Source organism: Bacillus sp. FSL H8-0516 (assembly GCF_038635285.1).
GTDB classification, from domain to species: Bacteria; Bacillota; Bacilli; order Bacillales; family Bacillaceae; genus Bacillus; species Bacillus safensis.
On the sequence record NZ_CP152051.1, the window covers coordinates 1,186,718 to 1,200,964 of the forward strand.

Here is a 14,247-nt window from a genome sequence, read left to right on the forward strand (position 1 = left end):
TCTTGAATGCTCTGGCTTTTCTTTTGGTCAAACAGACAGCGTTTTTGTCATTTTGACATGTGTGATTCCCGCTTCTTCGAACGGTTCAGAAACCGCTTTGTAGCCTTTCTTTTCGTAGAAAGGAAGAGCTTGGACTTGGGCATGCATAACCGCTTCTTTTGCTCCATTAGCAATCGCTTCTGTTTCTAGCGCCTCTAATAGCTTGTGGCCAAGGCCGAAGGAGCGCGCCTCTTTTAACACACAAATGCGTTCAAGCTTTGCCTTTGATTCCTCAATGATCCGCAGTCTAGCGGCCGCCTGAGGTTTTTTGTCATCATTGTAAATGACAAAATGGGTGGCTTTGTCCTCTAGTTCATCTATTTCGATCTCTACTGGAACTTCTTGTTCTTTTACGAATACTTCTTTTCGAACGTAGTATGCATCTTCTCGTTGTGTTTGTTCTGTTGCGATGACTGTTTTCAAATGTCTTTAACCCTCTTCTCCTAAAATAAATGTTTCATAGACGGTCCAAGATCCGTTCTCTAATTGATATAAAAGGTGGAAGCGATCCACTGTTTCTTCATGGTCAATCTTTCTCAGCTTTAATGTGCCAAGTACGTCTGAATGCTCATCATCTGATAATTTTTGAGCCACTGTCACATGAGGAACAAAGGCATATTCAGGTGTACCAGCAAGTGGATCTGCGTACAATCTTTCATTGAGCGCCATGATGTCCTCGTTCGGTTCTACTTTCATATAAATGACGTTGTTTACAGGAGCGAATGAACTGAATTTTTTAATACGTAACGTAATAGGAGAAGCATTTTTTGCATAATCTCTTAACGTTGAGACGACCTCAGCCGCTTCTAGATCCGTTAATTCAAAAGGTGTTCTTAATGTTAAATGAGGCGGTATGAGTGCATAGTTCGGATCATAACGCTTCCGGTAAGAGTTCGCAATATCTTGCAATTTTTTTGATGGAAATATAACAACTCCGTATTTCATCATGTTCCCTCCTGAATAAGAAAGTATTTATTATTGTTTATTATAACAAAATTCAGTTGATTAACGAATATGGGAGCATTCTTTTTAACGAAGGCGCAATGAGCGGCTGCCAAAACGTCCATTTATGATCCCCTTCGAATGTCTCAAATAAGTAATCCGCACCAGATTTTTCAAGTAGGGCCTTTAAATCATCATTCGGCTGAACAAAATCAAGCACCTGGCCATCTGTTGTTTTCACAGCGGTTTCCTCCAGCCCAATTTGATGGATAATGGCATAATGAGAAAGGGCTGTCGACTGTTTGACGGCTTCTAGAACCGACTCGTCAACGTAAGGGGACTGCAAAATCAGCCCGCCGAATAAAGAAGGGTAATCAATGGCTGTCATGAGGGAAATCGTCGCACCCAGTGAATCACCAATAAACGTACGCCCTGATCCAATTTGATAGGTTGGATAGTGTTCATCAATATAAGGGACCAGTTCATTTGCTAAAAAGCGCTTATACGCTTCAAACTTTGTACCGTCTGGATGATACGTGTTTCGTCTTTCCGTGACATTTTCATAAGGTACACCAATGATAATCGAGCGTTCCATTTCTTTGTTTTGCATCAATTCTTCTGCCTGTCTGCCTATTTTGCCTAGGCGGAAATAATCATGACCATCCTGGGCAATGATGACATGATATGTATAAAGGGGGGAGTAATTGACTGGCAAATAGATCAAAATGGTCATATCCGCCCCAAGTTCTTTTGACTGTATGGTTTCTTCTTGAATGATTCCTGTTTTCTTCACCATAATCCATTCCTCCAGCTAACCAAATTCATCATAAAGTGAAACGTTTCCATTCATTGTAACATGAAAAACAGCGTTGTTCCTATATGCTAACATGCAATCAAATCGTATAACATCGATTCTTTTATAAAATACAGAAAATTTTAATTAATCATGACATTTCCCCTTGAAAAATGAGATTTAATGGGTTACAGTATTAAGAATTAGAACAGACAGACAACACATTCTTATCGTGAGAGGTGGAGGGACTGGCCCTTTGAAACCTCAGCAACCGGTATGCATCACTTCATGTGATGTACCAAGGTGCTAAATCCAGCAAGCAGCTTTTTTGCTTGGAAGATAAGAGGAAGCGATTAAACCCCTTCTTCTTATGAAGAAGGGGTTTTCTGTTTTGAAATCAGATTTTTACTTAGGATGGTGTCAAATGACAGAACATGTGGAAACGAAATTAGCGCAGATTGGAAACCGTAGCGAAGAGGTGACTGGCACTGTCAGTCCTCCCGTTTACCTTTCAACAGCATACAGACATAGAGGTATAGGGGAATCTACAGGATTTGATTACATTCGAACGAAAAACCCAACAAGACAGCTCGTAGAGGATGCAATTGCTTCACTCGAAGAAGGGACGGCTGGTTTTGCCTTCAGTTCGGGAATGGCGGCGATCCAAACGATCATGGCTCTATTTGAAAGCGGAGATGAACTCATCGTCTCTTCAGACCTATATGGCGGTACATACCGTTTGTTTGAAAACGAATGGAAAAAGTACGGATTACGTTTTCTTTATGATAATTTTTCAGATGAAGACTGTTTACGCTCTAAAATCACGCCAAACACAAAAGCGGTCTTTATTGAAACACCGACAAATCCATTAATGCAGGAAGCAGATATTCAAAAAATAGCGAAGATTGCAAAAGAATATGGCGCTTTGGTGATTGTCGATAACACCTTTTACACACCAGTCTTGCAAAAGCCGATTACGCTTGGAGCGGACATTGTCATTCATAGCGCAACCAAATATTTAGGCGGACATAATGACGTTCTTGCAGGGCTTGTCGTCACAAAAGGAGAGCAGCTGTCTGAAGACATGTTCCAGCATCAAAATGCAATTGGAGCGGTTCTATCACCATTTGACTCATGGCTTTTAATGAGAGGAATGAAAACACTGGCTCTTAGAATGCGCCAGCACGAGGAAAATGCGAAGGAGCTGGCACAGTTTTTAGAGAAGCAGCCAGAAATTCAAGATGTGCTTTATCCAGGAAAGGGAGGCATGCTGTCATTCCGAGTAGCCAAAGAGGACTGGGTCAATCCATTTTTGAAGCAGCTGAAAACGATTTGTTTTGCTGAAAGCCTTGGCGGAGTCGAAAGCTTCATTACGTATCCTGCAACACAAACGCACATGGATATTCCAGAAGAGATTCGCATTGCAAACGGTGTATGTAACAAGCTGCTCCGTTTCTCTGTTGGCATCGAGCATGTAGATGACTTGAAAGCAGACTTGAAACAGGCACTATCACAAGTAAAAGAGGAGGTACACGCCAAATGACCACACACGATTGGACACTCGAAACACAACTCGTTCATAATGCGTTTAAAACAGACCGTTCAACAGGTGCAGTCAGTGTACCGATTCAGCATGCATCCACATTTCATCAAAGCAGCTTCGATGAATTTGGCCAATATGACTACTCCAGATCGGGAACTCCGACACGTCAAGCATTAGAGGATACGATTGCAGCGCTGGAAGGAGGAACGAGAGGGCTTGCCTTTGCATCAGGCATGGCAGCCATTTCAACCGCTTTTCTTCTATTATCAAAGGGAGATCACGTCCTTGTCACAAGAGATGTGTACGGCGGGACTTTCCGAATGATCACCCAAGTTCTTTCAAGATTTGGAATTGAGCATACCTTCGTGGACATGACCGATTTGAATGAAGTCAAAAGAGGCATTCAATCAAATACAAAGGTCATTTACATGGAAACACCGTCAAATCCAACACTAGGGATTACAGATATTGAAGGTGTTGTACAGCTTGCAAAAGAGCATGACTGTCTGACTTTCTTAGATAATACGTTTTTAACACCTGCGCTTCAGCGTCCACTTGACCTTGGTGTTGACGTTGTTCTGCACAGCGCAACGAAATTTTTAAGCGGCCACAGTGATGTGCTGTCAGGCTTAGCCGTGGTAAAAGATGAGAAGCTCGGAGACGAACTCTATTCGCTGCAAAACTCCTTCGGTGCGGTCCTTGGCGTGCAGGACTGCTGGCTTGTGTTAAGAGGGTTAAAAACCCTTCAGGTGAGATTAGAAAAAGCAAGCCAAACGGCCTTCGAACTAGCTTCATTTCTAAAAGAACATCCTGCGGTGAAAAAAGTATACTATCCAGGCTTAGACGATCATCCTGGGGCAGATATTCAGCGTAAGCAAGCAAGCGGAGCAGGAGCAGTTCTCTCATTTGAACTAGAAAACCAAGCGGCAGTCAAAGAATTGGTGGACGCTGTCACATTACCTGTATTCGCCGTCAGCCTCGGCGCCGTCGAATCCATTCTGTCGTACCCAGCCAAAATGTCACATGCGGCTATGCCAAAAGAAGAAAGAGAAAAAAGAGGGATTACAGACGGGCTGCTTCGCTTAAGTGTAGGAGTTGAAAACGGAGAAGACCTCAAACGCGACTTCAAACAAGCACTTGATCAACTAAAGCCCGTCCTTGTGAACCAATCATAAAGAAGGAGAGAAAAAAGTCGGCACGGCCGCCGGCTTTTTGACCTTTTTTGAACAAAACCATTGACGGCTTAATATGATGGTTATATAATAGAGACTGTCAGTAACAGAAAGCCCAGAACTGATACATAACCTGATTCCGTAGCTCAGCTGGGAGAGCGCTACCTTGACAGGGTAGAGGTCGCTGGTTCGAGCCCAGTCGGAATCATCGTTGAAACCCTTGCTACGCAAGGGTTTTTTGTTTTTTGGGCAACGAATATTTGTTCTGTTTCTTTTGATTGGGAGACGAACTTTATTCACCAGATGGTTGATTTGAACGAAATTGAATGGTTTTTTAAAAAGATGCAATATCACATTGAAAAAACAAGAGATGAAGATGATCTTTATGAAGTAGCTTCTACGATTAACAACGTTCTCTTATTGAATCCCAATATGCCAATCAACGATAAAATTAATGGAAATCTAAATCAAATTGCTAAATTTTTAGAAAAAAATAAAGATCCACTTATAGTAAATCTCGGAGAACATATTGCTATGAAAACAAGTTTCCTTTAGTAAGCTTGGGCACAAAAAACAGGCCATACTAGTGGAAGATTTATTTGGAGTATCATCAAATAATAAAAGGCATACCAGAGAGGTGAATTCGTCTCTCTTTTTTTGTTCTTTTTTGCGGTTTCTTTTCGGTGTGGAATATTCAAACGGATGATAATATATGTAATTATAGGGAAAATAAAGGAATGGATAGGGGGAGGTTTGTTTGGGAGAAAAAGTAGCAAGCCCATTTGTTGCTAAAATGATCGGTGATTGGTACGGATATATAAAGAAACAGGACATTCTAAAGGCTGAAAATAAGAGAAAAGAGATCGTAATAGCCTTTGAAAATATGGAAGAAGATCAAAATGTCTTATTATACTTTAACTTGATTGATTCCAGATACAAAATGTTGACGCAGGAGTTTGAGGGATCAAAAGATATATTGAAGCAAATAGACATTGAAGAGAAGCAGAAAACGGATGACATGATTCAGTATTATTATTTCTTCTTCAATGGCATGTATGAGTTTTATAAAAAGCGCTTTTCAGACGCTATCAACTATTATCATATTGCAGAGACCCGACTTCGAAACATTCCTGACGATTTAGAACGTGCTGAATTTAATTATCAGCTTTCAATTGCATACTACGAAATCGCACAAAATCATTTCTCCATTAACCACGCCAAAAAAGCTTTAGAAAGCTTTAAATCAGCAGATTTACAAGAGAGTCGGTTTGCTACTACTCTAATGGTAATCGCATCAAATAAGATGGATTTAAACCAATTTGTACAAGCTGAATCCACCTATAAGGATGCTATTAATTTAGCAGCAGAATCTAAAGTTGATTTGCCACAAGCGCTAGGGTATTTCAATCTTGGGTTATGTTATGAGCGTCAAGGAAAGCTTCAGCAAGCTTTAGAATGTTTACAAAATGTCTTTTCGGTTGAATTAAAAAAGCCACACAAACCACTGTATATGAGAACAAATTACATGTTAGCGCGTGTACTCTTCCAGTTAGATAAAAAGCTGAAGGGCTGGATGCACACAACGAGTCACTCATGTTAGCGAATGAATTAGCTGACAATGCGTATATTGCTAAGTTAAATATCATACATTTAATATATGTAACAGATGATGAAATTCAGCTCGACGCAGCTCTTGATGTACTTAAAAATCAAAAACTTTGGACAGATGCCGCAGAATTGTCAATTATGGCAGCAAGATTTTATAAAAAGCAGGATAATTACAAACTGGCATCAAAATACTTTGATGAAGGTTTGGAATCACAGGCCAAAAAATTGACATGGATGGAGGAGGAAGCTGAATGAAGCACCTGAAAGTTATGATATTAAGCCTTACCTTATTAATGGGGATCACAACCACTGTACATATAAATTCCTCAAATGATTTTCAAACCGCAGAAAACGGCTACTTTGGTTAAGCATGAAGTCTATTAATAAAAAAGCCCTTTTTGGGGCTTTTTTTATTTGAACATTATCTGCTATTTTCATTGCTGTTTCAATTGATCAAAACACAACTTCAAAACGTATAGGCAAAATAAAAACAGACCCTGCAGGGTCTGTTTTTATTGGGACGGATGGGGCCTAATCATTACTATCTTTTTCATTAAGATTAGAAGTTCCCTATACGCTCCATTGCTTTATCAAAAGCTGCTTTTCTTTTGTCTCTTCATAGTCAATACTTTGAATTATGTATACAAAAAGAATTTAATTACTTCGATTTTTCTCTCCCCAATCACATAACTGTTCTAAAATTGGTAAAAGTGTTTCTGCCTTATCTGTAAGACTGTATTCCACTTTAGGGGGGACTTGTGGATATTCCTTTCGTATAATCATCCCATCTGCTTCCAAATCTTTAAGTTGTGCACTCAATGTTTTAAAGGTAATCGTTCCAAGTCTCCTTTTCATATCATTAAAACGAACGGGTTGATTTTCCGAAAGGAGATACAGAATTAGCATTTTCCATTTGCCTCCTATAACTGATAAAGTATATCCAAAAGGTGTCTCTTGGATATTACCCGTTTTTCTATAATCAGCCATACTCATATTGACACTATCCTTTCTGATAGTAGCTATCTAAATAGTGCGTACTATTTTTTTATTTATATTCATTTTATACTTACTTTACTTTGAAATAAAGGAGAGAAAACAATGACTAATATTAAAACCTACAATCACAATCTATGGGATCACGGTATTACCCAAGGATATAGCGTTAAAGGAACAATTTACATTTCAGGTCAGTTTTCATACGATAAAAATGGTATGTTCGTTGGTAAGGAGAATATTGAAGTTCAGACTCTACAAACATTTGAGAACCTTGATCGGGTATTGGTGGAATTGGGAGCCACGAAATCCAACATTGCATATGTGGAAATTTTTCTAACAAATCCACAAGAACACTCCGAAACGGTCATAGATCTATTCAAGGAATACTTAGGTCAACACAGACCAGCTGGCAGTCTCATTGGTGTGACATATCTGGCTTTCCCAGAGCAATTGATTGAAGTCAAGGCTATCGCACACACTGATTAAATACGTTATCAGATTAATTTGATCAATTCTCTATACAAGGGAAAGGGTAGAATCTTTATCCGGTTGATTATCTTATAATTTAAGCAGAATAAGGCTTCGAGCTAAACAATCAAAAAACTATAACTGAGGTAGCCCAATCGTAATCATCGTTGAAACCCTTGCGTAACAAGGGTTATTTTTTAGAAGCCTCAACCGTTTCTGGCATTTTAGATAAAATGCAAAAAGCTGACTTAATTGAACGCACAATAGATCCAAACAATCGAAGAAATATTTTAGTAGAGGCTACTCAAAAATCTTTAGTCATTAGAGATCAAGTTGAAGCAGCAACAATTGAGCTGAACAAGACAGCGCTTCAAAACTTGTCAAATGATGATAAGGTTGTACTAAAGAAAGCATTAAGTACCATTATAAATAATTTTCAATGATGTACTTTTATAAACAAGTTTCATATTAAATCCATAAATGTTGTAATTGAAGAATCATTAATGTCGTTTAAACGCGCCGGATGCGATGGCATCTTGACTTATTTTGCTTTAGATATGGCTCGGCGACTGAGAGATGGGCAAAATGAAAACAGACCATGCATGGTCTGTTTTTTTATGAAGACGATTTGAGGACATTCAGAAAAAGTATTGATGGAAGAAAATCCTTTTTCATACTGATCCCACACCTTTTAATAGTATCAGCATATTCACTTTAAGAGGTTACTTACAAATTATTTAGAATTTTTTGTAAAAATTCTCCTAAATGTAATATGAACTTTACATATTTTCTATTTGTCTATACTTTTCATATCGCTGTTGTAAAAGCTCTTCCGAGGATAATGGTATCAATTTTTTTAAAGATGATTCGATGACAGATTCAATCATTTTTGCCTGTGATTTTATATCATTTTGTGCTCCACCTTTTATTTCAGGGATGATTTCATCAATAATTCCTAACTGTTTTAAATCTTTTGCTGAAATTTTCATATGTTCAGCAGCTTCTGGAGCATACTTAGCGTCCTTCCATAGGATAGATGCTGCTCCTTCTGGCGAAATGACCGAGTACCATGAATATTCTAACATATGGATATGGTTACCGACGCTAATGCCAAGAGCTCCACCACTTGATGCCTCTCCAATTACAATACAAACAATTGGCACTTTAAGCGTAGCCATTTCAAATAGATTTCGAGCTATCGCTTCAGAAATTCCACGTTCTTCAGACCCTTTTCCTGGATAGGCGCCTATTGTATCAATAAATGTAATAATAGGGCGATTAAATTTATCAGCTTGTTTCATAAGCCTTAACGCTTTTCTATAACCTTCTGGATGTGACATTCCAAAATTTCTTTCTATATTTTCCTTTGTACTTCTACCTCTTTGATGACCTATAACCGTAACGGGCATTCCTTTAAATTTTGCAATACCACCTATCATTGCTTGATCATCACCATATAATCGATCACCATGAAGTTCGAAAAAATTTGTAAACAATAAAGGTATATAATCCAATGTCGTGGGCCGGTTACGTAGCCTTGCAATTTGAACTCGTTGAAAAGCTGTAAGATTAGAATAAATTTCATCTTGCATTTTATTTAAACGTTTTTCTAATAAATGAATTTCTGACGATAAATCTACATTATTTTCTTTCATCATTTTCTTTAATTCATCAAATTTCTCTTTTAGTTCAATAATAGGACGTTCAAAATCCAAACTCATTTTATCCTCCAAAGGTTATGACCTCACTCTAATCAAAAGACTTAGAAATAGAATCAATAAATAATTCAAAACCATCCACAACAATTTTTTGTTCTGATTCTGATAAATTATTGAGGATGCGTTGATAAAATGTAAGGGATTGTTCTCTTAAGCGATTAACAGTAATGTGACCTTTTTCTGTGAGGTGCAGAAAAAGTTCTCTTCTATTTTTTTCATTTACTTCACGATAAACAAGTCCCTTTTTTACTAACTTATCTACCAATCTACTTACAGTTGAAGTCTCTAATCTAAGTTTATTGGATAGTTGCCAAACAGTTAATTTTTCCATCTCTAGTTCCTCTAACGCCATCATTTGAGAAGTTGGTAGAGGTTTTTCAAATGGTCCATTCGGCAAATTTTGAGATTCGAAAACCCCAGTTAATATAATCATTTTCTTAATATCTGTTCTTAGTTTTAAGGCATCTTCTCTTTTCAAAAGGTCAACCTCCTACAATTCATGCATAATACATCAATTGTATTATACATCAATTTGGTTTTTTCACAAGCTTAACATAAGCCAATGTGACAACATGGACGAGATATTTCTTCTTGTTAAATGTGTCTAATTTGTGAATTTAACAAATTCCACAAACTAAAATATATGGAAGTTCAGTCTATAGTAGGTAACATAATACTCATTGTTATGGCGGGTATCTAGTCTCGTAAAAGTGACAAGACTAATCATTTTGAATGAATAGAAGGAGGTTTCATGATTATTGCCATAACTGATGTTACATACGGTAGTAAAGTAAGAGAGCCAAAAGGTGCTCTGCGTTACTACTATACACATGCCTTAGAAATCGAAAATTCTAAGGAAGAGCTTCTCATCCAAATGGACTTTACAGATAAGCTCTCTAAAAAAAATTACACGGAGGTAATAGGAAATGAGAATTAACCACAATATCGCAGCACTTAACACATTAAACCGTTTATCAGCAAACAATGGTGCAAGCCAAAAGAACATGGAGAAACTTTCTTCTGGTCTTAAAATCAACCGTGCAGGGGATGATGCAGCAGGTCTAGCTATCTCTGAAAAAATGCGTGGACAAATCCGCGGTTTAGAAATGGCTTCTAAAAACGCACAGGACGGTATCTCTCTTATCCAAACAGCTGAAGGCGCATTGACTGAAACTCACTCAATCCTTCAACGTGTTCGTGAACTAGTTGTACAAGCTGGAAATACTGGTACACAGCAAGGTGAAGACTTAGCTGCAATTAAAGATGAGATCACAGCGCTTGTTGAAGAGGTCGATGGTATTTCTAATCGTACTGAGTTTAACGGAAAAAAATTATTAAATGGTACGTTTAATGGAGTAGGTACACCTGGCACACCAGCAACTCCGCCGACAGATCCAGATGATCCAAGTACAGGTACACCTGCAGTCCCAGCAACTCCTGGTGATGCTTTAGTATTCCAAATTGGTGCAAATGCTACACAACAAATTAAAGTCAACATTCAAGATATGAGCGCTGCTGCTTTAGGCGTTACAGACAACGATGGTGCAGTTGAGACAGGTAAGTCTGTTAAAGATATCGATGTATCTAAATTTGAAACAATTGCAGCTGATGACGATGGTGGATTTGATGATCAGTTAGCAATCGTTGATGGGGCTATTAAACAAGTTTCTGCACAGCGTGCTAAACTTGGTGCAGTCCAAAACCGTCTAGAACACACAATCAACAACCTTGGTGCTTCTTCTGAAAACTTAACGGCTGCTGAGTCTCGTATTCGTGACGTTGACATGGCAAAAGAAATGAGTGAGTTCACGAAGAACAACATTCTTTCTCAAGCTTCTCAAGCTATGCTTGCACAAGCGAATCAACAGCCACAAAACGTACTTCAATTATTACGTTAATAAATCAAAAGCCCCTTTATATAGGGGCTTTTTTTGTTAGTCTTTATTCGGTTCGATGCCTCATTTTATTGATCGTTCTAAAAGATGCTTCAACGCCAATAAATACGACAAAGAATATTACTATCCAACTGACCAAATATTCGAGAGTGACTTTTGTATTTCTCAGTGTTGATCATTATCCTGTTTTTAACAAACAGGGAGCTACATAAAGCAGCTCCCTGACAAGTAATCAATCTTTCTAATCTTTCTTTTTTTTGTAGTCTTTTATTAAGCTTGAAACAGTTAAACCCATTACACCAAAAGCTACTACATAAAATAAAATATTTGTTACAGGTGTATCAATTTTTCCTAAAATCAACACAATAGCGATAATAGCGGCAGGTAAAGTAATTAACAGACTTTTTGATGCCTTATTTTCCTGTGTCACTAGCCGAGCACCTCCTTGTTGTTTTCCATTTAGGTGTGTTTTAGTTCATTTTAAAAAACGAACAACATGATGGTTTTAGCAACCCACCATGCTGCATTTTCACTTCCAGTCACTTTAAGAGCGCCTAAGTAAATACCATGTTCAAGAGCGCCTGTATAGTGTTCGAGAGTGATTAGAATGGTTTCTAACCCTGTTACACCGCCTATCATTACTTTCAGTTTAGTTGGTAATTGGTCATAAGCTCCTTTTATTGCTTTTATAGCCGAAGTGAATTTACCGTGTAAAGTAGCTTCTCCGTATGTTTTTGACTGAGCTTCTTTTATTACTTTTTTGAACTTTACTGTTTCTTCTTCATTGAGATTCCAATACTGTGCAATCTCATCTATTGTAGGCTCTTTTGATTGTTGAAAAGAAAATTTTACAGATGAATAAGAAAAGGACTGTTCTTTTTCGAGAGCTTTAGTAGCATTTGCTTCTGCAAAAGGTGTGAATATAAAAACAGAAATTCCTGCAACTGTTGATAAGATTAAACCTTTAGAAGAACTTAGTTTTTCCATAATAAACTCCTACTTTTGAATATATTTTAGACATTAGGCTTTCAAGGAATGTAAGGCTTATTTAGTAATGCAATATTTTGTTTTAGCTGTTAGAAATATTCCTCCTACTCTAATGGATGTTATCATTTGTAAATAAAAGAAGTAAATAGGTTATTTGTTATAAGGTTTGAACGGTACAATATGCATGCATATTGATGAAAAACATGATTAACAAAGAATTTAAACAACAAAGATTAAGAATAAAGAGGTAACATTTTTAGTTCTTAAAAACGAATGAATACCGGAGGATAAAAAGCTTCTGTTTTACTATCCTTTCGACAAAAATAGACAAATATGAAAAAACAAAGGAAGGGTAAAATGATAACGTTCAGGTGAATATATATTTGATAAACTATTTACCGAGGGGGGAAAGATATGAAGTCATTTTTACTAATTGGACAATCAAATATGGCGGGGCGAGGCTTCAAACATGAAGTGCCGCCAATTTATAATGAAAGAATCATGATGCTGCGAAATGGTAGATGGCAAATGATGACTGAGCCCATTCATTTTGATAGGCCGGTAGCTGGCGTAGGACTAGCGGCTTCCTTTGCGGAGTCTTGGTGTAAGGATCATGAAGGAGAGAAGATTGGCCTTATTCCTTGTGCAGAGGGGGGCAGTTCCATTGATGAGTGGTCGCCAGGTGGAGCATTATTTCGTCATGCAATAAGTGAAGCTAAATTTGCAAAGGAAAATAGCGAATTGGCAGGGATATTATGGCATCAAGGAGAAAGTGACAGCCAAGATGGGAAATACAAAGAATACTATGAAAAAATACGAAGATTATTTCATGAAATAAGAACTGAATTATCTGTACCTAACATTCCGCTTGTAATAGGAGGTTTGGGCGATTTCTTGGGAAAAGCGGCATTTGGCGCAGGATGTGTGGAATATCAACTGATCAATGAGGAACTGCAAAAATATGCACATCATCATGAAAATTGTTATTATGTTACTGCCAAAGGCCTTGCACCTAACCCAGACGGAATTCACATCAATGCGATGTCTCAGAGAATATTTGGTATAAGATATTATGAAGCATTTCGAAAAAAGAACATATACATGAACCATTACCAAATGAATATGAGTTAGTGAATGAATGTCATAATAGAATGAATACCTCAGTGGAGAAAACATATATAGCACTAGAAAAGTTCACGTTGGGCAAGATGACTTACGAAGAGTTGCTGAAGGTTTTATCGTAGGCTAAGTGATAGACTGAAACATAATATATATCTTGAAAGGATGATTGTGGTGGTGAAAGCAGATAAATTCTCCTCCTGAATACAAGAAATTACATTCAGGAGGAGATAAAAATGTTTAAACAAATAGATGAAAATTATCCGAGAAAAGAACACTTCCATCATTATACGAAGGTAACCCGATGCTCATATAGCCTGGTGATCGATCTAGACATCACGAAATTGCATGCAATATTAAAAGAAAAAAATCTAAAAGTATATCCTGTGCAAATTTATTTGTTAGCAAGGGCTGTGCAAAAAATACCGGAGTTTCGGATGGATATAGTGAACGATGAACTTGGTCACTGGGATCTTCTAAATCCTAGTTATACGATTCTAAATAAAGAAACAAAGACATTTTCATGTATTTGGACGCCTTATGACGAAAACTTTGCTCAGTTTTATAAAAGCTGTGTAGCGGACATTGAAACTTATAGTAAAAGTAACAAACTATTTCCGAAACCTCATATGCCAGAAAATATGTTCAATATTTCAAGCCTGCCTTGGATTGATTTTACTTCTTTTAACCTTAATGTATCTACAGATGAAACTTATTTACTGCCGATATTTACGTTAGGCAAATTTAAGGTGGAAGAAGGAAAAATCATCTTGCCAGTCGCCATTCAAGTACATCATGCTGTTTGTGACGGCTTTCATGTCGGTCAATATGTGGAATATTTGAAGTGGCTGATAGAACATTGTGAAGAGTGGTTAAACGAGTCATTGTATACTTAATTTTCAAAAGGTGAAAAAGGCAGACTTTTGCAGAGTCTGCTTTTTCTGTTGTGAGAAGAAATGTGTAAAAT

General features: G+C 37.5%; 19 protein-coding genes, 1 tRNA gene, 1 pseudogene and 1 riboswitch. Of the genes and pseudogenes, 13 read left to right on the plus strand and 8 right to left on the minus strand.

Annotation, left to right across the window (positions count from 1 at the left end):
* Positions 1-27 precede the first annotated feature (27 nt).
* The 3 genes from MHB67_RS05745 to MHB67_RS05755 are packed head-to-tail and all read right to left on the minus strand — an operon-like array spanning position 28 to position 1,777.
* On the minus strand, positions 28-462 hold the full coding sequence (locus MHB67_RS05745; RefSeq protein WP_103132082.1) for a GNAT family N-acetyltransferase: 435 nt from the start codon (positions 460-462) through the stop codon (positions 28-30).
* A 6-nt stretch (positions 463-468) separates the two neighbouring features.
* Positions 469-984: a YjcG family protein gene (locus MHB67_RS05750; RefSeq protein ID WP_024426454.1), complete on the minus strand. Its 516-nt coding sequence runs from the start codon at positions 982-984 to the stop codon at positions 469-471.
* 52 nt (positions 985-1,036) lie between these two features.
* Positions 1,037-1,777 (minus strand): esterase family protein, encoded by a 741-nt coding sequence (locus MHB67_RS05755; RefSeq protein ID WP_151862969.1) that lies wholly within the window; start codon positions 1,775-1,777, stop codon positions 1,037-1,039.
* Positions 1,778-1,998: 221 nt separating this feature from the next.
* Positions 1,999-2,120: riboswitch (SAM riboswitch) on the plus strand.
* A 78-nt stretch (positions 2,121-2,198) separates the two neighbouring features.
* Here MHB67_RS05755 and MHB67_RS05760 point away from each other — a divergent pair.
* From MHB67_RS05760 to MHB67_RS05785, 6 genes are all read left to right on the plus strand, one after another.
* Positions 2,199-3,317 (plus strand): methionine biosynthesis PLP-dependent protein, encoded by a 1,119-nt coding sequence (locus tag MHB67_RS05760; protein ID WP_103132081.1) that lies wholly within the window; start codon positions 2,199-2,201, stop codon positions 3,315-3,317.
* Positions 3,314-4,492 (plus strand): cystathionine beta-lyase, encoded by a 1,179-nt coding sequence (metC, locus tag MHB67_RS05765; RefSeq protein ID WP_044334821.1) that lies wholly within the window; start codon positions 3,314-3,316, stop codon positions 4,490-4,492. The genes MHB67_RS05760 and metC overlap by 4 nt, the downstream gene beginning before the upstream one ends.
* A 132-nt stretch (positions 4,493-4,624) precedes the next feature.
* A tRNA-Val gene (locus MHB67_RS05770) sits at positions 4,625-4,697 on the plus strand.
* A 104-nt stretch (positions 4,698-4,801) separates the two neighbouring features.
* Positions 4,802-5,044, plus strand: a complete 243-nt coding sequence (locus tag MHB67_RS05775; protein WP_342492849.1) for a hypothetical protein — start codon at positions 4,802-4,804, stop codon at positions 5,042-5,044.
* Positions 5,045-5,246: 202 nt separating this feature from the next.
* On the plus strand, positions 5,247-6,089 hold the full coding sequence (locus tag MHB67_RS05780; RefSeq protein ID WP_342492850.1) for a Rap family tetratricopeptide repeat protein: 843 nt from the start codon (positions 5,247-5,249) through the stop codon (positions 6,087-6,089).
* On the plus strand, positions 6,083-6,352 hold the full coding sequence (locus tag MHB67_RS05785; RefSeq protein ID WP_332284566.1) for a hypothetical protein: 270 nt from the start codon (positions 6,083-6,085) through the stop codon (positions 6,350-6,352). The genes MHB67_RS05780 and MHB67_RS05785 overlap by 7 nt, the downstream gene beginning before the upstream one ends.
* 399 nt (positions 6,353-6,751) lie before the next feature.
* On the opposite strand, the gene MHB67_RS05790 is transcribed toward MHB67_RS05785, so the two are convergent.
* On the minus strand, positions 6,752-7,090 hold the full coding sequence (locus MHB67_RS05790) for a helix-turn-helix domain-containing protein (protein ID WP_024424994.1): 339 nt from the start codon (positions 7,088-7,090) through the stop codon (positions 6,752-6,754).
* A 105-nt stretch (positions 7,091-7,195) separates the two neighbouring features.
* Between MHB67_RS05790 and MHB67_RS05795 the strand changes: the two genes are divergently transcribed.
* The 3 genes from MHB67_RS05795 (at position 7,196) to MHB67_RS05805 (ending at position 8,193) form a co-directional block, all read left to right on the plus strand.
* On the plus strand, positions 7,196-7,579 hold the full coding sequence (locus MHB67_RS05795; protein WP_024424993.1) for a RidA family protein: 384 nt from the start codon (positions 7,196-7,198) through the stop codon (positions 7,577-7,579).
* Between the two features lie 149 nt (positions 7,580-7,728).
* Positions 7,729-8,004 carry a MarR family transcriptional regulator gene (locus MHB67_RS05800; RefSeq protein ID WP_226340846.1) on the plus strand — a complete coding sequence of 92 codons (276 nt, stop codon included), beginning with the start codon at positions 7,729-7,731 and terminating at the stop codon, positions 8,002-8,004.
* A gap of 45 nt (positions 8,005-8,049) precedes the next feature.
* On the plus strand, positions 8,050-8,193 hold the full coding sequence (locus tag MHB67_RS05805) for a hypothetical protein (protein ID WP_226340854.1): 144 nt from the start codon (positions 8,050-8,052) through the stop codon (positions 8,191-8,193).
* A gap of 147 nt (positions 8,194-8,340) precedes the next feature.
* Here the strand turns inward: MHB67_RS05805 and MHB67_RS05810 are convergent, their stop codons facing one another.
* Together MHB67_RS05810 and MHB67_RS05815 are read right to left on the minus strand one after the other, a co-directional pair.
* Positions 8,341-9,282 carry an acetyl-CoA carboxylase carboxyltransferase subunit alpha gene (locus tag MHB67_RS05810; protein WP_103132078.1) on the minus strand — a complete coding sequence of 314 codons (942 nt, stop codon included), beginning with the start codon at positions 9,280-9,282 and terminating at the stop codon, positions 8,341-8,343.
* Positions 9,283-9,310: 28 nt separating this feature from the next.
* Complete coding sequence (locus MHB67_RS05815) at positions 9,311-9,757, minus strand: MarR family transcriptional regulator (protein WP_024424990.1); 447 nt, start codon at positions 9,755-9,757, stop codon at positions 9,311-9,313.
* A 273-nt stretch (positions 9,758-10,030) separates the two neighbouring features.
* On the opposite strand from MHB67_RS05815, the gene MHB67_RS05820 reads away from it, so the two are divergent.
* Positions 10,031-10,216, plus strand: a complete 186-nt coding sequence (locus MHB67_RS05820) for a hypothetical protein (RefSeq protein ID WP_024424989.1) — start codon at positions 10,031-10,033, stop codon at positions 10,214-10,216.
* Entirely contained in the window at positions 10,206-11,177 is a 972-nt protein-coding gene (hag, locus tag MHB67_RS05825; RefSeq protein WP_024424988.1) for a flagellin Hag, read from the plus strand. The genes MHB67_RS05820 and hag overlap by 11 nt, the downstream gene beginning before the upstream one ends.
* Positions 11,178-11,415: 238 nt before the next feature.
* Here hag and MHB67_RS05830 read toward each other — a convergent pair whose 3' ends face one another.
* Both MHB67_RS05830 and MHB67_RS05835 read right to left on the minus strand, forming a co-directional pair.
* On the minus strand, positions 11,416-11,604 hold the full coding sequence (locus tag MHB67_RS05830) for a hypothetical protein (RefSeq protein WP_044335953.1): 189 nt from the start codon (positions 11,602-11,604) through the stop codon (positions 11,416-11,418).
* A gap of 50 nt (positions 11,605-11,654) precedes the next feature.
* Positions 11,655-12,161 carry a hypothetical protein gene (locus tag MHB67_RS05835; RefSeq protein ID WP_044335955.1) on the minus strand — a complete coding sequence of 169 codons (507 nt, stop codon included), beginning with the start codon at positions 12,159-12,161 and terminating at the stop codon, positions 11,655-11,657.
* A gap of 414 nt (positions 12,162-12,575) precedes the next feature.
* Between MHB67_RS05835 and MHB67_RS05840 the strand changes: the two are divergent.
* Together MHB67_RS05840 and catA are read left to right on the plus strand one after the other, a co-directional pair.
* Positions 12,576-13,405, plus strand: a pseudogene (locus MHB67_RS05840) (sialate O-acetylesterase).
* Between the two features lie 111 nt (positions 13,406-13,516).
* Positions 13,517-14,176 carry a type A chloramphenicol O-acetyltransferase gene (gene catA / locus MHB67_RS05845; protein WP_103132077.1) on the plus strand — a complete coding sequence of 220 codons (660 nt, stop codon included), beginning with the start codon at positions 13,517-13,519 and terminating at the stop codon, positions 14,174-14,176.
* The last annotated feature ends 71 nt before the right edge of the window (positions 14,177-14,247 follow it).